We start from the raw sequence: 20640 nt of genomic DNA, 5'->3' as shown, positions 1-20640 counted from the left end.
GGCGGTCAGGCCCGCTTTCTGCGGATGCAGAACAGCCCTGCGCCCGAAAGTGCGAGGATTGCCGATGACGGCTCCGGGACGTAGCTGATGGACATCGCGTTCAGGATCCAGTTGGTGGATGCCTGGCTCGACGCCGTGATGGTGATGGAGCCTGCAGTGGGGGTGATGTTCGAGAAGGTGGCGACCGCTCCGGAGGTTGCACCCGCGAGCCGGGCCGGCTCCACGTCGATGTTGGTCCCGTCGATGGCGAAGCGGGTCAGGCGGGTGCTATCCCGGTTGACATAGGAGTAGAGCGAGATGCTGTAGGTCAGCCCCGCCTCAAGCCCGGACAGGGTGATGGTGGTGGTGGCCGTGGTGAAGATGCCATCCCGGGTCACCGAAAAGGGGGTGAAGGGGGCTGGTGGGCTGGTGGGTGCGGCTGGCGCCGGATCATCATTGAGATGGTTGACGGCGCCGTTGAGCGTGAGGGTGTAGTTGGAGGCCGCGTTGGTGCTGGTGTTGAGCGCCTGGTTCGACCCTGCTGCGAAGCCGTTGAAGTTGTTCCAGGTATCAGGGGTTCCGGTCGTGTTTCCGGATGAGGGGCCGAAATCCACCAGGATGATGGCAGCCTGCAGGGGACATGCGGCGGTGAATGCCACGAGGGTGGCGATGAGGGGGTTTTTCATGATCTGGGTTTTATGAATGGGCGATCCCGATGTCTGGCAGAAGAAAGGGCCGGAGGAAAGGATTGAAACACCGTCCTCAGGTGAAAAGCGCGGAGATCGGCTTGCCGCCATCCGTGATCGGGATCGGGCGGCCCGCTTCGTTGAGTTCCTTCGATGGATCGATGCCCAGCGCGGCGAGGATGGTGGCGTGGTAGTCCGGGATGCTCACCGGGTTTTCCACGATCTTCTTGCTGAGTTCGTCCGTCACACCGTAGGCCCCGCTGTGCTTGAGGCCGCCACCCGCCAGCACGAGGCTGAAGGCGGTGCCCTGGTGGCCGCGGCCGCCGCCACCGTCGAACTCCGGCGGGCGTCCGAACTCGGTGCCGAGGGCGATGAGGGTCTTGTCGAGCAGGCCTTTTTCCTTCAGGTCGATGATGAGGGCGGAGAGGGCCTGGTCGAGGTCCTGGATGAGGACGTGCTGCTTTTCCTGACCGTCGTTGTGGGTATCCCAGCCGGTGCCGTTGACGAAGTTGAGGTTGTGGGAGACCTCGATGAAACGGACCCCTGCCTGGACGAGGCGGCGGGAAAGGAGGCAGCGCTGGCCGAACTCCGAGCCGTAGGCCTGGCGGAGTGCGGCGGGTTCCTCATCCAGCTTGAAGTTGCGCATGAATCCCGGCCCGGCCAGGCGGAGAGCCTCGGCCTGTGCCTCTTCATACTCGGCGATGGTGGAATCACCGGGGATGCCGGAGTTCATCTTGCCGAGCAGTTGCTGGCGGCGGTCCACCCGTGAGGAGATGAGACCCTCCGGACGGGAGAAACCGGCGGGACCGCTGTCGGTGTCCGTCAGATAGACGAAGCCCGCCTTCGGCCCGAGGTAACCGGGGCCGCGGCTCACGTTCGGGTAGCCGATGAGCATGTAGGCCGGCACCTTTTCGTCCGCGGCACCCCGCTGGTGCGCGACCAGCGAGCCGATCGATGGATAGGTGACCGTGCCGCTGATCATGCGTCCGGTGTGAACCATGTTCGTGGCGAAGGCGTGTTCATCGACGACGCGGTGGTTGATGGTGCGGACGACGGTCAGATGTTCCGCGAGCTTCGCGGTGCGGGCCAGATGCTCGGTGAACTGGACGCCGGGAACGGAGGTGTCGATGGAGGCGTAGTCGGACCCTGGCACCTTCGGCGTGGACTTCGGGTTGCCGCGGCGCTTCGGGTCGAAGGTGTCGATCTGTGCCATGCCGCCGCCGAGCCAGATGAAGATGCAGTGTTCCGCCTTGCCCTTCGGCATGTGGGCGATGGAGGAGTTCGCCAGCGCGGGCGTGGCGAGTGAGGCGAGGGCGGAGGTGCGGAGGAATTGGCGGCGGTTCATGGCAAAGGTGGATGGATTTGGAGTTTCGTGATCCGGATGGAAGGAATCGTTATGGGACAAAGAGCCATTCGGGGGTGTTGAGCAGTGTCCAGGTCAGGTCTTCGAGGCGTTCGCGCCAGTCCTGCTGGAGGCGTTCGGTGGCGGGCTTGCCTCGGCGGACTTTTTCCTCCTCGATCACGGCCAGCTCGTTGGCCTTGCCGTCGAGGTGGTTGGACCAGGTGAAGTAATACGGACGGTGGCGCTCCCCGGTGGCTGCCTTCGGCTTGGCGGCGAGGATCCGCTTTTCATAGCCCGGTCCCAGGAGGTCCAGCGTGGTCTTCTTCTCCTCGGCGGTCGGCTTGCGGGTGAGCAGACGGAGGTAAATGCGGTCCACCAGTTGGTCGAGCGGCTGGTCCTCCAGCGAGAGCGCGGTCAGGCCGTGGTCATCGCTGAGGGTGGTGAGCCAGTGACCCATGGTGCCATTGGAAATGATGGCGGGCTGGAGCGTGTTCGGCGCGTTGTCCCGGATGCTGACCGGATCCTGCCGCGCGCCGCGCCAGCCGAATGCTTCCAGCACGGTGGAAACGGCCTGGATCTTCGGCAGCGAGAGGCTGGGGCGGTCGCGCTCGTTGGAGGTGGAAGCCAGCATCCAGGAGCGGGTAGGCACGCCCATCGTGATGGAGTTCGTCACGCTGCGGTTGCTGTCCAGGTCGAGGCTCACTTCCTCCAGGTCGAACGGCCTTCCGGTGGCGGCGAACAGGGAATCCACGATCTGCTCCGCCGTCATGCGGCGGGGTGCCGGGGAGATGTAGAGGGGGCCGGGGGCGGTGAGGGTGGGATCCGTCGCACGCTGGTAGGCCTGGGAGTTGAGGATGAGGCGGGCGACCGCCTTGAAGTCGTAGTTGGAACGGACGAACTCCCTGCCCATCCAGTCGAGCAGCTCCGGGTGGGTCGCTTCACCCTTTTCCCAGTCGGCGACGGACTCGACGATGCCGCGGCCCATCAGGCGTTGCCACAGGCGGTTGACGATGACTTTGGCGAAGCGATCGTTCTGGGGTGCGGTGATGAGCGCCGCGAATCGGTCGCGGGTGTTCGCCGGATCGGCGGCGAGGGTGTCCGCCAGCGCCGGATCGACGAAGTCCTTGAACGGCCACTCCGGCTGCACTTCGGTGCCGGGCTTGAGGGTCACCTTGATGAGCGGCTTGCGTCCACCTTCGTGCAGCTTGTCCATCGGCACGCTGGAGGTGACGGGGACTTTCACCGGTTCCTGGTTGAGCAGGGCGGCGAGGTTGAAAAGATCCTTCTGCAGCCATTCGTGCGCGGGGGCGTCATGGCAGCGGGCGCATTTCATCTCCACACCCAGGAATGCGGCGGCGACCACCGCTCCTTTCTCCGCCATGGGGGAGTCGTTCTGGGTCGCGGTGCCGAAACCGCGGGGGCCGCCGTAGCGGTCGGAGCCTTCCAGCCGGACCAGCTCGGTGACGAAGAGGTCCATCGGCTTGTTGTCCACGAGGGACTCATGGATCCACCAGCGGAACGGGCCGGTGTTGTTGAGGGTGGGGTTGATGATGTTCGGGTTCTCCGCCAGCACATCCTGCCAGTAGCTGGTCCAGTGGTCCGCCCAGCGCGGGTCCGCGAGAAGCTTGTCGATCACCTTGGCTCGCTTGTCCGGAGCCTTGTCGGCGAGGAAAGCTCCGATCTCTTCCTCGGTTGGCACCACGCCGGTCGTGTCCAGCGTCACGCGGCGGAGGAAATCGAGGTCGTTGGTGAGCGGGGTGGGCTCGAAAGACTTCACCTGGAACTCCGGCCAGTTGGCGCCCTGTGCGATCCATTTTTCGATGAGCGCGATTTCTTCCTTCGACAGCGGATCACCCTTCGGAGGCATGATGAGATCCTTATCATCCGTGATGATGCGGTGGTAGATGGAGCTTTCCTTCGGCTTGCCGGGGGTGATGCCCGCTCCGTCGTCGGAGCCACCCGTCAGGGTGTCAGCCAGATTGTCGAGGCGGAGGTCGCCCTTCACCTTGCTGCCACGGTGGCAGTCATAGCACTTCGTTTCCAGGATCGGGCGGATGTCGCGGAAGTAGTCGACGCCTCCCTCCGGGACCGGCTTGCTGCCGGCGGCCACCTCGGTGATGCGGGCGGCGACAAAGTTGTCGATGGGGTTGTTGGCGGCGTGTCCCGCGGGCAGTTCCGGCACCGGCACTTCCTTGGTGGAGGCCAGCCAGTCGGTGGAGGCCTTTTTGCGGCGGTCCCAGTATTCCTTCTGGGTGGCGCGTTGTTTCGCCCGCTCTTTCGTGTTCATTTCCGCGATGCGGGGGCGGCGTTCCTTTTCGTATTCGGTCCAGCCGGCGTCGGTGTAGGGGAAGACGGTGGAGCCGGGGCTGAGGAGCTGCCAGTGCTGGCTGCCCTGCGGGGAAATGGCCACCACGGTCTCACCCAGCTCGGGACGCTGTGATCCCACACCGATGATGGTTTCCATGAGGATGAGCTGCTTTCCACCCTTCGACTCGAACTCGGTCCAGTTCTCCCGGTTGCCGGGTGGCGCGAAGCGGAAGTCCGGGCCGAGGTTGAGGTATTTGTCCTGCTCGGAGGTTTTGCCGTGGCCGCCGGTATCACCTTTCGCGAAGGAAGTGGTGAGAATCTGCCGGCCCTCGATGAACAGGCGCGAGCCGCCACGGGAGCGGAGGAGCAGGCGGTGCTTGCCGGCGGGGATGTCAACGATGGCGGCGGCGCGCACCAAGGCCGGGTAGCGGTCCGCACGGACTCCGGAAGCGATGTATTTCTGCGGGATCTCGAACAGACCGAAGGCGTCCTCCGTGTAGGTCAGTTCCGGGATCGGCGTGGACTCCGGCCAGGAGCGGTCGTTGGGAACTTCCTTCTCACAGACCTGGATGAGCACCTTGCCCTCGGGAACATCCCCGCGGGTGACGGCAGGTGCCGGAGGGGTGAAGGCGTAGCGCTTGCGGATGATCTCGGAGGAGAGAGCGGTGCGGTGCATGGCCACGTTGTCGAGCGCTCCGTTGAGCGTCTGGCCCGGGCCGCGGGTCATGCCGGTGCCGATGACCAGGTCATCCGCATCCGTGACCGGCGCGCGGTCGGTGACTCCGGCGAAGGTCCACACACCCTCGACGGCGCGGCCGTCGATGTAGCCCTTCAGGCTGTCGCCCTTTCCGAAGGTATAGGTCACCGCGACGTGGTGCCATGCGGAGGTCTGCTGCTGCTGCTGGTTGTCGTCGCTCCACCAGACGTGGAACTTGCGGTCGCCGCCGGTGCCGTCGTGGCTGGAGAAGATGAAGCCGACCTGGAGGCCGTTCGCGCCGCGTTTCACGCGCAGCGCGTAGTTTTGGTTCGTGGTGCCGAAGGCGGGCTTGTGGGAGCGTCCCTTGCCGATGAGGTAGATTTCCTGTCCCGCTGCGTTGCCAGGCTTCACCCATGCCTCGAGCGTGAGCGACTCGCCCTGGTGGATGCGGAGGCTGCCGGGGCCGTCGGCGCCGTTGTCCTTCACCACCAGCGCGGTTTCCATCCCCTTGCCATTGAACTGCATCGCCTTGTTGGAGACGGAGAAATGGGGATAGACCGGGTTGGTGGGACCAGGAACGGAGACACCGGGTTTGCTCTCCCACACCCCCTTGATGTCCTTGGGATCCTCGAAGGTCCAGGAGGCGATCGCGGTGGTGGGGTCGATGTGTTCGGCGCGGCCAACGGACGTTGCGAGCAAGCCGGCGGCGAGGAACAGGTGGAAAGGGCGTGACATCAGGAACAGGATAAGCTGCTGCGGCGGGAATTGTTACGTTTCAGGTATCTCACTTTCGTGCGTATGGGAGGCACCACCGATGGGGGTATGCCTATCCCGGCGGCAGGAGCTGGTTGGCCTTGGAAACCGGGGAGGAGATACGGATTTCCCCGATATCACCAATGAAACGGAAAGCAGGGTCGGCCGTCGAGCCGATACTCAGCGGCGGCGGCGCAGCAACGGGATGAGACCCAGTGCGGAGAGTGCCGCCGCGGAAGGCTCGGGGATCACATCCCCATACATCCGCAGATCGTCGAAGCGCAGGTTGTTACCCGACACTCCGGTGTAGTAAGCTCCGATGGTGAATGTCACGGCCGTGGTCACGCCGGAGAGTTCAGGGATTGAGGAGAGATCGAGGGTGTATTGGTTGTTCTGGGACGTCGGGATGCTGTTGCTTGCGACATTGTTCCTGGACGAGTAGGTGCCCAGCACGTCGGTGCCTGTCGCACTGCTGGTCACAAAGAAATTGTAGGCATTTCCCGCACCTGGATCGACGCGCGACCAGGCGTAGAAACTGATGGAGGTGAGATTGATGGTCTGGCCTCCCGTCGGGGTGATGGTGAAGGTGAAGGTGTCATTCCCGCTGAGGGCACCGGCCTGGTTGTTGCCGACAAAGGCGGTTTCAAAAACATAGGCCCGGTCCGTGGAGCCGCCCACGCCATATACCGTATCGAAGCCGGTGCCATAGGAGCCGCCGGCAAAGCCACTCCCGGCGGTGACGGAGGACGCGGTCACTCCGGTGACTGCCGGTGCGCTCTGGTTGTAGTTCGGTCCCTGGCTCCGCGGACTGTCGAAATTCCAGTAGCCGAAAAGCGTGGCGGCCGTGGCCGAGGGAGAAACCAGTGCGGAAAAGACGGCGATTCCCGAGACAACGAACATGCGGCGGGCGACGGATGACAGAGGGAGCATCGGGGAAAAATAGGGGAGCGTGTGGAAAGATAGGTTTAAGCATCGATTCAAACGCTCCGCGGTTCTCCGCGTAAGCCTCTCCTTATACCACTTTCGTGGGGGTCATGAAAGACGGATGATTCCGCGGCGGATCGCCTCCGTCGCGGCTTGGGCGCGGTCCTTCACTCCCAGTTTCTGGAGGATGCGGGAGACATGCTGTTTCACGGTGTCTTCCGCGATGCCGAGCTGGGCCCCGATCTCCTTGTTGGCGGATCCGGCGGCGATGAGCGAAATGATCTCCCGCTCCCGTGGGGTGATGGCCGGGCCGAGGCGGAGTTCGGTCAGCTCCGCGGCGATCTCCGGCGGGAGGTAGTGTTCGTCCGCGGCGGTGAGGCGCACGGCATGGATGAGTTCCTCCCTGGAGGCGGACTTCTGCAGGTAGCCGGTGGCTCCGGCCTGCAGCGCGCTCTGGATCTCATCCATGCGCGCGAAGGTGGAGAAGACGAGAATCCTCGCCGCAGGGTCAATCTGGCGGATGGAGGACGTGGCTTCCACGCCGTTGATGCCCGGGAGCTGCAGGTCCATGAGCACGACGGTCGGCCGATGGGCGGCGTAGGTAACGGCGGCATCCTCGCCACGCTCAGCCGTTGCTGTGACCCGGATGTCCGGCTCGATCTCCAGAGAGGTGGCGAGGCCGTTGCGGACCACGAAGTGGTCATCGACGATGAGAACGGTGATGGGGTTGGTATCGCTCATGAGGGCGTGGAAAGGGTGAGCCGGACGGTGGTGCCGTGGCCGGGCTGACTCCGCCAGACGACCTCCGCACCGAGTTTCCGGGCGCGTTCGCGGATACCCATACAGCCGAAGTGGCCGGGTTTTTCACGCGTTTCCATTTCCGCGTCGAATCCGCGGCCATTGTCCGTGATGGCGAGGATGAGGTGGCCGCCGATGTTGCGGAGGTCGATGGTAATGAGCGTCGCCCGCGCGTGCTTGATGGCGTTGGTGATGGATTCCGCGGCGATCATCCGCAGGTGGTGGAGGGTGCGCGGCGGCAGGGCGGGGATGTCATTGGTGGAGTGCAGTTCCACACGGGGGCCGGTGGAGCCGTCATGGCGGGCTGCCAACTGGGCGAGGGCGGTGGGCAGGTCAGGGATCTGCTCGGAGGGCGTGCGCAGGTCGTGGAGGAGATTCCGCGTTTCCGTCTGGATGCGGGAAACCATGTTGCAGGCAGTGGTGAGCGGGGCGGCGGATGAGGTGGCGGATGCCGCGCCGAGCTGGAGGGAAAGGCCGGTCAGTTCCTGCTCCAGCGTGTCATGGAACTCCCTGGCGATGCGCTGGCGCTCGAGCATCATCGCTTCCGTTTCGATACGGTCGCGCAGGGCGGCGGTCTGTTTCTCCACCTGCCGGCGGAGGAGAAAGATCCATAGCGTCGCGATGGCAACGATCGCTGCGAGCAGGCAGAGGGCGATGGTCAGGCGGGTAGTCGTCCACCAGGAGGGACTGCCGGTCACGATGATGTCGCCCGGCGTGCGCGCGTGGATGGCGATGGAGTCCGGCCGGATGTTGTAGGCTGCGGCGCGGCTTGTTTCCACATGACAGATGCCCGTGATGCGCAGCCGGGTGCCGGGTGCGGGGATGGCCGCCGTGACAGGGAGGATCAGCCGCACCGCGATGTCCGGATACTGGAGCTGGACGGATGCACCCGTCTGCGTGCGGAAGCTGTCCGCGACCGTGGCGGAAAAGGTCACCAGCTCATGATTCATGCTGCCGTCGTCCAGCGAGGAAAGATAGGTGGGTATCGGATCCGGAGGATGCCCCGGGTCGTTGCTGATGATCTCCGCGTCATCGAGGGTGGCGCTGAAGCCTTCCATCTCGGGAAATCCCAGCACGGTGATGGTTTCGCCCGGTTCGAGGGCGACGCGTTTGCTGGGTTTCACCGCGAGCGCGTGCTTCCCATCCCGGATGAAGACCCGTCCGTCCGGAAAGGAGGCGAGGGTGGTCCCGCTGACCTTCACGCGGTGGCCGGTGCGCGCCGTGGGGCGGAAAGTGAGGAGCGTGCTGGCGGGTACGGTCTCCAGCTCGTCGATGGGCGTGGGCTTGTCCAGGATCCGGATGCCAAAGGCATTCCGCGGCCAGATGTAGGGCTGGTTGAGCTGGTGGCGGTCATTGATGCCACCGGCCGCCAGACCGGTCACACGGATGCGGTGGTCGATGAGGCTGTGGGCTTCCGGAAAGTTTTCCACCTGGATCTCCACGATGCGGGATCCCATCGCCAGCCGGATGTGGGTGCGGCCGGTGCTGCTGGTGGAGGTGGAACGGACGATGCCCTCGCCGGTCACCCATTGGTAGTGGAACCGTCCGGAGATGAGATCGTCGTAGGTCACCTCGATCGGTTCCGGCAGCGGGCCATGTCCGGTCACGCGGAAGGTGACCTCATCCAGCCCGGGGACGTAGAGGCCGGTTTTGGTCACTCCGCTGACTTCGACGATGTCTCCGGGGATCAGCGGGGGATCAAGGGTGCCCTTGTACCAGAAAAGGGCTCCGGCCGTTTCATCCTGAAGGAAGATGGCGTTGTTGTCGTCGTGATAGATGAAGGTGCCGCGCAGCCGGTAGGGCTTGGCTTCGTCCGCTTCCTCCGGCGTCAGGGAGCGGAGGTCGATGGCCTTGATCCACGGCGCATCCACGGCCTGGCAGATCCCCGGGAGGAGAAGCCATGTGAAAAGCCAGCGGGCGGCGGTCGTCATCGGAAAGTCGGATACCTACCGCGGGAGGTGACATGATGCCACGTCAAAGCGCAACCCGGATGATGGCCCACTTTGGTGTGCGGGGAGAGGCTCTCAGCCCCGGCGGCGGCACAGACCCAGCGACGCAAGGCCGATGGTGGACAGTGCCGCCAGTGAAGGCTCCGGCACGGCGACCAGCAGCTCATTCAGGGCGAGGTTCGTGTCCGAAAAGCGGATCTCTTCGATGGAACCGGCGAGCCGTGAGCTCGAGTGGCCGGTGGAACCGATGGCCAGCACGGCGGAGGAAGCCGCGAATCCGGTGAAGCTCGTGGAAACCTTCGAGGTCAGGAATGGTGATTCAGGAACGGAGAGATCCCGCATGTAGAAGGTCACCCGGTCGGCTTCGGCGGTGGCGCCAAGGTTGATCGACACCCCGAGGTAGTAGTTCGTCCCTGCCGTGAGGGCGGAGAATGTGGAGGTGATCCGCGCCTCCGTTCCTGAGGAAGGATTGATGATGACAATGGGGACACCGGTCTCACTGGTGCCGAAGAACCACTGCCGCCCGCCGCCGCTGTTCGCCATGTGGGTGACGATACTGGTGAGGCTGGTGGTGGAGGAGATGCTGAGGATCGCCTCAAGGGTGAAGGATGTATCATCCCAAGCGGCGTTGTCCGGGGCGCTCACCAACCCGGTGGCGGTGGTGCTGCTGAAATTCAACCGGCCACCGCCCAGCGACGCGACGGTATTGGTATTCGTCAGATGGTGCCCGTTCCCGCTGGAGTCGTTCAGATCGTTGAACAGCCAATGGGCGACCGTCCCCGCCGGGGCGAGGGCGGTGAGGGCCAGCGATGCGATCAGGAAGCTGAAGGGGTTTTTCATGGAAAGCGGGAAAGTTCCCTTCATGAAGGGAGCTTTCCCGTTCCACAAGAAGGTTCCCATCCCACTTTAGTGGGGGGTTATGCCCCGGGCAGGCTCTTTCTCAGCACGGCGATGGTTTCCTTCTGCTTTTCCTCGACGAAAGCGCGGGCCTTCGCCGCCTTGGATTTCGCCGCCGCGGGATCCTTCGCCATGGCGAGCACGGCGGGGGCGAGCCGTGGCAGGTCGGCCTCGTCGTCGAAGTCGAAGAACCATTCGGACAGGCCGATGTCCTTCCACATGATGCCCTTGGTCGTCTTCTCCAGCAGGCGGCAATAGATGGCGGGGACGCCGTTGCCGATGCACATGATGGGGCTGTGCATGTCATTGCCGAAGAGGCCGGCGGAGCGCACATAGGTGCTCACGGCCTCGTCGGTCAGCCAGAAATCCTTCCGCCAGACCACCTTTGCCTTCACATCGTCCGGGAGCGGATCGACCAGCATCTCCTTGCCCACTTCCATGTGGGTGGAGTCCTCCGGACAGACCAGGACCTTCATGTCCGTCTCCCGCACCACGGAGATGATGGCCTCGCGCAGCGGGGCGTGGTCGTGTTCCTTCATCTCCTCGTTGCGCTTGTGCTTGGCCGGGTCGAACGCGCGGCCTTTCTTCACCTTCCAGTAGGGCGCGCTGCGGAGATTGGGGATGCAGCAAAGGAATTTCCCCTCGGTCAGCCCGTTGGCGGAGAGGAATGCGGTGGCTGCTTCATCATTGCGGAGATCCACGGCGAAGGCGCCATCCGGGCCGAACTCGAGCACTGGGGATTTCACGCCGGCGTCCCTCGCCACCTTGAGCGAGGCGGAGTCGCGGGCGAAGACGAAGGCGGCGGTGTCCAGCAGGTCCTTCACCTCGGCGGTCAGGCCCTTGTGGCTCATCAGGCCCATGGCGTAGTCGCCCTCAGCGGCGATGGAAATGCCATAGTAGCCGTAGGGTTTTCCTGTATTCTTCCATGCGGTGACATCGCCCTGCGCGCCGGGAAAGGCGGCGGAACCATGGAGGAAAAAGTCACAGGTGGAGGTGATCTTCCGGCGCTCCTCCGGATTCGGCGGCAGGATGTTCAGCTTCGGGAAGCGCTTGAGGATCATCTCCCGCACGCCTCCGGAGATGTCGCCGGGCCACAGGAACACCTCCGCCTCCGGCAGATGTTTCTCAAGAATGGCGAGGATGCCCGGTGTGTGGCCGATGTCACCGATGTTCACGATCTGCCATGAGTTCCGTAGGATGATGCGCGGAGCGCGCTTTTCCTGCTGCGCGGCGGCGGGAAGGGAGGAAAGGATGAGGGTGGCGAGGAAATGGCGGCGTTGCATGGCGGATGATTATTGCGGGGTGAAGCGGATGGTGAGCCGTGCGGATGGCGCGGCGGGAAGCTGGATGGAGAGCTTTTGGAGGCCTTTTTCCGGACGTTGCGGGGGTGGGATCTCCACCTTCGTGAGCGTGAAGGACGCGCCGGGTGGCGAAAGGATCTCCGCCTTCAGCGTGGTATTTCCCCGGGTGAGGGTCGCGGTGTTTCCGGAGATGGTGCCTTGCGTCCTGGTGTGCATGGACCAGACGATGGTTTCCTGAGTATTGAGGAGGATGCGGTCGTCGATGGTGGCGGTGCCGTCCCGGGACACCGTGGCGGTGCGGTGGATCTTTTTGGCGGTGGGATAGCCCGCGGTGAGATCCATGGTGACGGAGGCATCCTTGATGGAAATGATCTCCGCCGCGGCCTTGGGGTTCTGGTTCTGTCCTCCGATGACCAGGGTGTTCTGCCCTTCCGTACGGGTCCGGTAGTAGTCCCATCGGTTCGCTGAGAAGTAACCCGGCAGCGTGTAGTGGTCCGCGCCCAGTTCCTCCGCGAATCGCTCGCCGCCTGCATCCAGGACGAAGGTGCCCAGGTCGAGGTTGGAGTGGTTCGCCTTGTTGTCACCCGCCTTGATCCCCAGCCAGGTCGCGGATTTCCCCCCGCCGGAACGCAGGATGACCACCCCTGTGCCGGTGAACTGCCGGAGTGGCGGAGGTTCCGGCGGTGGGGCTGCGTTGCTGAATCTGCCGTTGAAGAAAACCAGGTGGAAGATGGAGGGCTTTTGCGTGGCGATGATCCGTTCGCTGGCGTCGTAGTCCGGCCGGTTGAAACGGTTGGCCAGCCACAGCATGCAGGACTCCGCACCGGGTCGCATACCGCCATCCGCGAAGTTGAAATACATCCCGCTGGGGCCGATGAGGTCGATGCGGAAGTCCCCGGTGCCGGAGAAGCCCGGGCTGGCGGGCAGGCCCCAGTCCGTGCCCAGCGCGGACTCCAGGCTGGCCAGACCATAGACCGCATACTGCGTCCCGTAGCCCCAGTAGCCGGGGCCCTCCGGCCAGCCGCCATCCGGGGCGTAGTCGCGGTAGCCCCTCGGCAGGGAGTCCTTCGCCGCGCTGAGTACTGCGTTGGCAATCTCCGGGTCCGTATCCGCGATGGCCAGCGCCCCGGCGATGAGGCCGTTGTTGCAGACGGAATTCCAGTTGTGGCTCACGTACGGCCAGCCGCGCTTGCCCTTGTAGATCTCCAGCCCGGGCTTCAGCCCCTTTTCGATGATGGCGGTGCGGAGCGTTTCCTTTTCCGTCGGAGTGAGGGAATTGTGCAGCCAGTCGTAACCGATGGCGAAGGCCAGCGACATCTCCGCGGTGGAAAGGAAACTGGCCGGGTTCCAGTCGGGAAAGGCGGCGGCGTTGAGGAGTTCCTTCTTCGCCCGTTCTACCATCTGCGGGTCCGGTTTGATGACGTGCAGCCCCGCGAGGGTCGATACCCGCTTGAGGACGGCGCGGCTTTCGTTTAGCAGCTTCTTGTTCTCCAGCGTGTAGGTCACCGGTGAAGAGGAAAGCATTCCCTTGGCGCTGGCGGAAAGCAGCTCATGCCAGTGCTTCGCCTGCGGGTCGGTGGTGACGAGGGTCCTGATCTCACCGACGCGTTGTGGGGTGAGCATGATCCGGGGGTGCCCCTTCCGCAGCGCGGACAGATGGTTCTCCGCCGCATGGAGCGGCAGGATCAGGAACAGGCAGAGGAAGAAGCGGAACATGGAGCGGATTGACTATTGGAAAGGGATGGAACCGGGTTAGGGCAAGAATCCTTTCAAGGGTGGTGGCCGGGCATCGGCGGAACCGGATGGATGCCGGTTCTTTCCCTATGTGCTCAACAGCGGTTATCTGACGGGGAATTTTGGAAAAGTAGTCCGTCCATATAGCTTTGTTTCGTTGATGGGAGGTCCGTTGCCCTGAAGATGCCGGTCTGAAGACCAGCGCTCCCAGCGGGAGGGGATTCCGGCATTGCGGGGAGGGGTTGGCTGGGGCATGCTCGGGGCGCGGGGGCAAACCCGTGCTTCTGACCGATGTTTTCTGACGACGAAATCCGCCACCATTTCCCCATCCTGGACCGCAAGATCAACGGGCAGCCGTTGGTCTATCTCGACAACGCGGCCACGACCCAGAAACCGATGGAGGTCCTGTTCGCCTCTAAGCATTACTACGAGGCGATGAACTCGAACATCCATCGGGGCACCCACTACCTCGCCCGGCTGGCGACGGAGGGATTCGAGAAAGCACGGAAGACCGTGGCCGACCACCTGAACGCCGCCTCCACGGACGAGGTCATCTTCACCTCCGGCACCACGGACGGCATCAACCTGGTGGCGGACGTGCTGGCCCTTTCCGGAAAGATCGGCGCGGGGGATGAGATCCTCATTTCCACGCTGGAGCACCACTCGAACATCGTCCCGTGGCAGATGCTCTGCCAGCGGACGGGAGCTGAGCTGAAGGTCATCCCCTGTGATGACGACGGCGTGCTGGACCAGAAGGCCTTCCGCGCGCTGCTGAGCGCCAGAACCAAGGTGCTCTCCATCGGCTGGATCTCAAATGCCTTCGGCACCGTTCATCCGGTGGCGGAAATGACGGCTGTGGCGAAGAAGGCGGGCGTCCCGTATGTCCTGCTGGATGCCGCCCAGGCCACTCCCCATGTGAAGATGGATGTGCAGGCCGTGGGTGCGGACTTCGTCGCGCTGTCCGGCCACAAGGTGTATGCCACCACCGGCATCGGCGTCCTGTGGGGCAAGGCCGACGTGCTGAACGACCTGCCACCATGGCGTGGGGGCGGCGAGATGATCAAGGAGGTGACCTTCGCGGGCGCCACCTACAACGACCTTCCGTTCAAATACGAGGCAGGCACCCCGAACATCGAGGGTGCCATCGCGCTCGCCGCGGCGCTGGATTTCGTGAATGAAATCGGCATCGGGGATATTTCCGCGCACGAGCAGGACCTGATCCTGGCGGCTGCCGCCGGGCTCGCGGAAATCCCGGACGTCCGTCTCTATGGCCCGGCTGACCGGGCGGGAGCGCTTTCTTTCAACATCGGCGGGATCCACCACTATGACCTCGGCACGCTGCTGGACCAGATGGGCGTGGCCGTGAGAACCGGCCACCATTGCTGCCAGCCGCTGATGGCGAGGTTCGGCATCTCAGGTACCACCCGTGCATCCTTCGCGGTGTACAATACCATGGCGGACGTCGAAATCTTCGTCGCATCGGTCCGGAAAGCCGTCGGAATGCTCCGGTGAAAGCGCAACCCTCATGAAAATCGTCCTCGGCATCACCGGTTCCATCGCGGCCTACAAGGCGGCGGATCTGGCCTCCCAACTGGTGAAGGCGGGCCATCAGGTGGATGTGGTCATGACCCGCGCGGCCACGGAGTTCATCACCCCGCTGACGCTGCAGGTGCTCACGCGCAGGCCGGTGCTGGTGTCCCTGGAGGATGAGAAGCAGTCGTGGAAGCCCGGCCACATCGAGCTGGCGGACGGCGCGGACCTGCTGGTCGTCGCCCCGGCCAGCGCGGACGTGATCGGCAACTTCGCCAACGGCCTGGCCCCGGATCCGCTTTCCGCCATCTACCTTGCCCTGCCAAGGACGACCCCCGTCCTCATCGCCCCCGCCATGAACGGGAAGATGTGGCTGCACCCCGCCACCGCGCGGAACGTCGCGCGTCTGAGGGAGGACGGCTGCCATTTCGTCGATCCGGCGGAGGGTCTGCTCGCCTGCGGTTATGAAGGCGTGGGCCGTCTCGCCCCGGTGGAACAGATCCTGGACGAGATCGCGCGCTTCGCTCCCGGTGGTGGCCAGTGACTGAGGCAGGGATGCCATGGAATTGGCGCTCCGCCCGGGCTCACTTCATTGCGGGATCGGATGGCCTTGGAATGGTTTTGATACCACTGATTTCACTGATTTACTGATTGAAGAATGATAAGGGGGAAGAGTCCGGTGCGGAGATTGTCCTGAGTTTTTGAGATCAGTTAATCAGTGAAATCAGTGGTCATCACCCTCTGTTCGCCGGGACAGTCCCGGAAATAAGGTGATTCCGACTTGTTGTCTCACCCCGAGATCACCCGGTTCATCGCCACATCGTGGGCTTCGCCGTAGGTGTGCGGGACGAGCTGCTCCTTGTGGCAGACGCCGACCTTGAGCGCATCCCCGCGGGCATGTTCCAGCAGCCGGTCATAGAAGCCACGGCCCCGGCCGAGGCGGCCACCGAACTCGTCGAAGGCGAGGCCCGGGCAAAGGAAGGCATCGACATGGAAAAGATCGACCACCGGCAGACCGGGCTTCGGCTCGCGGATCCCGAACGCGCCGGGTTCCAGGTCGGTGGCCGGGTCGTTCACTACATGCAGGACCAGTTCGCTGCCCTCCACACGCGGGAAGACCCAGCGGAGATGGGGGAACTCCGCGACCAGTGGCGTGATGTCCACCTCACCCGGCAGCGGGGCATACACGGAGATGGTGCCCACCTGCGGCTGTCCGGCCAGCCAGTCGCGCAGCAGTTGCAGGACCATGGGGTTTTCCTGTGGCAGCGTCTTCACCAGACAGCGCATTTCTCGGCGGAGTTCCTTTTTCGGGGGATTGGTGTCTTGGGGAATTGCCACTTGCGCGGTTCGAGGTGCTTCCGCATCCTTATCCGCGATGATGCGGCTTTGGCAAGTGGCGGTGGCATTTCCGGCGATCTCGCTGGTGGTGGCGCATGCCCAGCCCGCCGCACCCGTGAAGTTCACCTGGCAGGCCATCCGGGTGGACGGGCGTTCGTTCTCCCCTGAGCTGGCGATGATGAACGCGGAAAGGGATGAATATGCCACCGGCCTTTCCAATCTCGCGGTGAACCGCGTGGCGGAAGCGGAGGCATCCCCGGCATCGCTGGAGCAGGCGCGGAAGTTCCTCGCACTGGCCCTGCATCTGTCCCCGCGGAACAAGCGGGCGTTGGTCGTGAATTTCCAGCTTTCCCAAGGTACCCTGCCGGAAAAGGTGCGGCTCGACTTCGGTCCGGAGGCGATGGCGAAGCTGGTTTTCGCCCGCGCGGGACTGCTGGCGAAGCAGGGCGGTGAGGAAAACGAATTGGCGGCACGTCTTTTCACGGCGCTCGCCGCGCAGCTCGACCCCAGGAATGAGGACGCGGTCTATGCCAGCGAGGTGCAGCGGCTGGACCACGGGGAACTGGACTGGTCCATCCTCACCCGGCCGCAGGTGGCGGCGGGGAATGCCCCGTGAATTTCAGAAACGAACCATGGCGGTAGAGATCGAGCGGAAATATCTGGTGGCGGATGACAGTTGGCGTGCGGAAAACCCGGAGGGGATCCGCATGGCACAGGGCTATCTATCACGGGAAACCGGGCGCACGGTGCGGGTGCGGGTGGCCGGGGACAAGGCGTGGCTCACCATCAAGGGGGCGGCGGAAGGCATCTCCCGCGCCGAGTTCGAATACGAAATACCGGCGGAGGAGGGGAGCCAATTGCTCGCCCTGTGCGAGCCGTCGGTCATCGACAAGACACGCTTTCTGGTGCCCCACGGCTCCCATGTGTGGGAGGTGGATGTTTTCCACGGCGAGAACGACGGCCTGGTGGTGGCGGAAGTGGAACTCGCGGATGAGTCGGAGCAACCGGAACTCCCGGCATGGGTCGGTTCCGAGGTCTCCGACGACCGGCGGTATGCGAACTCCTCGCTCTCCCGGACGCCGTTTTCACGGTGGTGAAAGTCCGGGCCGGTGAAAAAGGTGCAAGCTTGCCCTTGGCTCCCGCGTCTTTTCCGGATCATCCTCACCACCGCATGACCCACCTGATGCCCGCAGGACTTCGCCGCACCTCCCTCCATGCCCGGATCCTTTCGGGAGTTCTCCTCGCCATCGCGCTGCCCGCATCCGCGGATTCCGACTGGCCGGTCTATCTGGGCGGAAAGGAAAGGAACCTTTATTCCGAACTGAAGCAGATCAACAAGGGGAACGTGAAGGATCTCAAGGTCGCCTGGACCTACGACACCGGCGACAAGGGCGAGTATCAGGCGAACAACCTCATCGTGGGCGGGGTCCTTTACACGCCGACGCCGACGCGGAAGGTGGTCGCCCTGGATGCCGCCACCGGCAAGGAGCGCTGGACCTGGGACCCCGCCACCAGCGTCGCAGGTGCGGGCAAGGGACGCCAGCGCGGCTTGGTCTATTGGGCCGCCGCGGACGGCAGCGAGGCGCGGCTTTTCACCGCCGTAGGCAACCATCTGCTCGCGCTCGACCCCTCGACGGGAAAGGTCATCGAGTCGTTTGGTGAAAAGGGGGCGATCCACCTTGGCAAGGGGCTGGACCGCGAAGGCACCCCTAATGTGGGGCTGAACACGCCGGGGGTGATCTACAAGGATCTGCTGATCATCGGCGGCTTCGGCGGGCCGGGAGCGGTGCGTGCGCTGGATGTCCGCACCGGTGAGCGGAAGTGGATTTTCCATCTCATCCCGCGTCCGGGTGAGGTCGGCCACGATACCTGGCCGCCTGAGGCCTACAAGACGGCCACGGGCGTCATGCCGTGGCCGGGGCAGGCGCTGGATGAGAAGCGCGGCATCGTCTATGTGGCGACGAAGACGGCGGAGCCGGACTTCTACGGCGGGAGCCGCCACGGGATGAACCTGTTCGCCAACTGCATCGTCGCGCTGGACGCCACCACGGGCAAGCGGCTGTGGCATTTCCAGACCGTCCACCATGACCTGTTGGACAAGGACCTGCCGTGCCCGCCGGTGCTGCTGACGGTAACCCACAAGGGGAAAAAGATCGACGCTGTGGCGCAGGGGACGAAGCACGGCATCCTGTTCGTCTTCGACCGCGTGACGGGTGAGCCGCTGTGGCCCATCGAGGAACGCCCGGTGCCAGCCTCCACCCTGCGTGGGGAGCAGGCATGGCCGACCCAGCCGTTCCCGGTGAAGCCCGCGCCGCTGATGCGCCAGAACTACACGGAGGCCGACATTTCCATCACCTCCCCGGAGGCAAAGGCGGCCACTCTCGACCGCATCCGCGTTTCGCCGAACTTCGGACCCTTCCCGGCCCCCAGCCTCCAGGAAACCATCATGTTCCCCGGCTTTGACGGCGGCATGGAATGGGGCGGGGGAGCCGCCGATCCCGACGGCATCTACTACGTCAACATCAACGAGATGCCATGGATCGTCCAGATGGTGGAAACCCGCCGGGCCGACGGCACGGCGCTGCCACGCGGTGAAAAGGAATACATGACCTATTGCGCGGCCTGCCACGGCCTCGACCGCAAGGGGAATCCGGCCGGAGGCTTTCCTTCGCTGATCGATGTGCAGAAGCGCAAGACCCGCATTGAGATCGAGACCCTGACCCAGAAAGGCGCGGGTCGCATGCCTCCGTTCGACCAGATCCCCTCCGCGCAGCGGGACGCCATCCACGACTACATCATGTCCGTCCCCGCGCCTGCGGGTGGTGGTGGCCGTCCGGATGAGCAGGGGGCCGCCCCGTCCGCGCCCGCCGCCCCGGACAAAACCCCGCCCTATGCCTTCGCCGGATTCAAGCGCTACCTCGACCGGGAAGGCTATCCGGCGATCAAGCCGCCGTGGGGCACCCTCAATGCCGTGGATCTCAACACCGGCGAGATCAAGTGGCAGGTCCCGCTGGGCGAATACAAGGAGCTGACCGCGCGCGGGATGGCACCGACCGGCACCGAAAACTACGGCGGTCCGGTCGTCACCGCCGGGGGCGTGATCTTCATCGCCGCCACGGCGGACGAAATGATCCGCGCCTTTGACAAGGACACCGGCAAGGTGCTGTGGCAGGCCCCGCTGCCATTTGGGGGGAATGCCACACCCAGCACCTACACGGTGGGAGGCCGCCAGTTCGTGGTCATTTCCGCCGGTGGCGGGAAATCCGGGCGTCCTGCGGGCGGCAGCCTCGTCGCCTTCGCGCTTCCGGAATGAAAGAGTGGCGGCGATCACCGGTCGCCGATTCTCTATTACATGCAATAAGAGGCGGCGACCGGTGATCGCCGCCACGGACCTTTTTTCCTTACCGCTTGCCACCGGCGGGCATCCACCTACCTTTCCGCGAACTGCACATGAAAATCTGGCTCGATGGCAAATTGGTGGATGAATCTGAAGCGAAGATCTCGGTCTTCGATCACGGCTTGCTTTACGGGGACGGTGTCTTCGAGGGACTGCGCTTCTACAATGGACGCGTCTTCCGCCTGGAGGAGCACATCCGCCGCCTGTTCGACTCCGCCCATGCCATCGTCCTCGATCTGCCGTGGACCCAGGAAGAGGTGATCAAGTTCACCTGTGAGACGGTGGCCGCCAACGGCCTGACCGACGGTTACATCCGCCTGGTGGTCACCCGTGGTGCGGGCGAGCTGGGCCTCAACCCGTATCTCTGCAAGGTGCCGTCGATGTTCATCATCGCCTCCACCATCAAGCTCTACCCGGAGGAATACTATCAGAACGGCCTGGCCATCATCACGTGTGCCACCCGCCGTCCGGCACCCGCCGCCCTCATGCCACAGGTGAAGTCGCTGAACTACCTGAACAACATCATGGCGAAGGTGGAGGCCATCCAATCCAACGCGCTGGAAGCCGTCATGCTCAACGAGCAGGGCTACGTGGCCGAGTGCACCGGCGACAACCTTTTCCTCATCAAGAACGGCGTGCTGCTCACCCCGCTCATCAGCGATGGGGCGCTGGACGGGATCACCCGTGCGGTCATCCTCGAGCTGGCCGACCAACTGGGCGTTCCGTTCAAGGAAAAGTCCCTCACCCGCTATGACATCTACACGGCGGATGAGTGCTTCCTGACCGGCACCGCGGCGGAGGTCATCCCCGTGGTTTCGCTGGACCGCCGCAAGATCGGTGACGGCAAGCCGGGCGAGTTCACGAAGCGCTTCCTCAAGGCGTTCCACGAACTGGCTGGCTCGACTGGCACTCCGGTTGCTTGAGTAGATCCGGATTCTTCCTCCCCGGAGAATTTTTGTCGCACCCCGCGGGATGCGGCTCTAGCTTTGTATGGCCATGAAATGTGAC

General features: G+C 64.0%; 16 protein-coding genes. 6 read left to right on the top strand and 10 right to left on the bottom strand.

Translation table 11 applies throughout. The features are described 5' to 3' along the window. Positions 1 to 5 precede the first annotated feature (5 nt). From KF712_17910 to KF712_17870, 9 genes are all read right to left on the bottom strand, one after another. The gene (locus KF712_17910; GenBank protein MBX3742865.1) at positions 6 to 665 is read right to left on the bottom strand and encodes a PEP-CTERM sorting domain-containing protein; all 660 of its coding nucleotides are present in this window, start codon (positions 663 to 665) and stop codon (positions 6 to 8) included. Between the two features lie 76 nt (positions 666 to 741). Further along, positions 742 to 2010 (bottom strand): DUF1501 domain-containing protein, encoded by a 1269-nt coding sequence (locus tag KF712_17905; protein ID MBX3742864.1) that lies wholly within the window; start codon positions 2008 to 2010, stop codon positions 742 to 744. Between the two features lie 49 nt (positions 2011 to 2059). After that, positions 2060 to 5746, bottom strand: a complete 3687-nt coding sequence (locus KF712_17900; GenBank protein ID MBX3742863.1) for a DUF1553 domain-containing protein — start codon at positions 5744 to 5746, stop codon at positions 2060 to 2062. A 198-nt stretch (positions 5747 to 5944) separates the two neighbouring features. Continuing rightward, complete coding sequence (locus KF712_17895) at positions 5945 to 6694, bottom strand: hypothetical protein (protein MBX3742862.1); 750 nt, start codon at positions 6692 to 6694, stop codon at positions 5945 to 5947. A 102-nt stretch (positions 6695 to 6796) separates the two neighbouring features. Next, a complete protein-coding gene (locus KF712_17890; GenBank protein MBX3742861.1) occupies positions 6797 to 7429 on the bottom strand; it encodes a response regulator transcription factor in 633 nt (210 codons plus the stop codon). Next, positions 7426 to 9417, bottom strand: a complete 1992-nt coding sequence (locus KF712_17885) for a sensor histidine kinase (protein MBX3742860.1) — start codon at positions 9415 to 9417, stop codon at positions 7426 to 7428. The genes KF712_17890 and KF712_17885 overlap by 4 nt, the downstream gene beginning before the upstream one ends. A 93-nt stretch (positions 9418 to 9510) precedes the next feature. Next, entirely contained in the window at positions 9511 to 10275 is a 765-nt protein-coding gene (locus KF712_17880; GenBank protein ID MBX3742859.1) for a hypothetical protein, read from the bottom strand. Between the two features lie 77 nt (positions 10276 to 10352). Continuing rightward, positions 10353 to 11615 carry a polysaccharide pyruvyl transferase family protein gene (locus KF712_17875; protein ID MBX3742858.1) on the bottom strand — a complete coding sequence of 421 codons (1263 nt, stop codon included), beginning with the start codon at positions 11613 to 11615 and terminating at the stop codon, positions 10353 to 10355. Positions 11616 to 11624: 9 nt separating this feature from the next. Beyond that, the gene (locus KF712_17870; GenBank protein MBX3742857.1) at positions 11625 to 13349 is read right to left on the bottom strand and encodes a heparinase II/III family protein; all 1725 of its coding nucleotides are present in this window, start codon (positions 13347 to 13349) and stop codon (positions 11625 to 11627) included. A 309-nt stretch (positions 13350 to 13658) separates the two neighbouring features. On the opposite strand from KF712_17870, the gene KF712_17865 reads away from it, so the two are divergent. After that, positions 13659 to 14879, top strand: a complete 1221-nt coding sequence (locus KF712_17865) for a cysteine desulfurase (GenBank protein MBX3742856.1) — start codon at positions 13659 to 13661, stop codon at positions 14877 to 14879. 13 nt (positions 14880 to 14892) lie between these two features. Next, positions 14893 to 15441, top strand: a complete 549-nt coding sequence (locus KF712_17860; GenBank protein MBX3742855.1) for a phosphopantothenoylcysteine decarboxylase — start codon at positions 14893 to 14895, stop codon at positions 15439 to 15441. Between the two features lie 245 nt (positions 15442 to 15686). On the opposite strand, the gene KF712_17855 is transcribed toward KF712_17860, so the two are convergent. Further along, positions 15687 to 16235, bottom strand: a complete 549-nt coding sequence (locus KF712_17855; GenBank protein MBX3742854.1) for a 5-formyltetrahydrofolate cyclo-ligase — start codon at positions 16233 to 16235, stop codon at positions 15687 to 15689. A gap of 37 nt (positions 16236 to 16272) precedes the next feature. On the opposite strand from KF712_17855, the gene KF712_17850 reads away from it, so the two are divergent. The 4 genes from KF712_17850 to ilvE all read left to right on the top strand — a co-directional run bounded on the left by KF712_17850 (position 16273) and on the right by ilvE (position 20555). Then, positions 16273 to 16851, top strand: a complete 579-nt coding sequence (locus KF712_17850) for a hypothetical protein (protein MBX3742853.1) — start codon at positions 16273 to 16275, stop codon at positions 16849 to 16851. A gap of 16 nt (positions 16852 to 16867) precedes the next feature. Continuing rightward, the gene (locus tag KF712_17845) at positions 16868 to 17332 is read left to right on the top strand and encodes a CYTH domain-containing protein (GenBank protein MBX3742852.1); all 465 of its coding nucleotides are present in this window, start codon (positions 16868 to 16870) and stop codon (positions 17330 to 17332) included. A gap of 74 nt (positions 17333 to 17406) precedes the next feature. Then, entirely contained in the window at positions 17407 to 19548 is a 2142-nt protein-coding gene (locus tag KF712_17840; GenBank protein ID MBX3742851.1) for a PQQ-binding-like beta-propeller repeat protein, read from the top strand. A 137-nt stretch (positions 19549 to 19685) separates the two neighbouring features. Beyond that, positions 19686 to 20555, top strand: a complete 870-nt coding sequence (gene ilvE / locus KF712_17835; GenBank protein ID MBX3742850.1) for a branched-chain-amino-acid transaminase — start codon at positions 19686 to 19688, stop codon at positions 20553 to 20555. The last annotated feature ends 85 nt before the right edge of the window (positions 20556 to 20640 follow it).

This window comes from Akkermansiaceae bacterium (assembly GCA_019634595.1).
Lineage (GTDB): Bacteria > Verrucomicrobiota > Verrucomicrobiia > Verrucomicrobiales > Akkermansiaceae > Luteolibacter.
The sequence above is the reverse complement of the archived record's forward strand: the minus strand, read 5'-3'. Positions and strand labels throughout refer to the sequence as shown.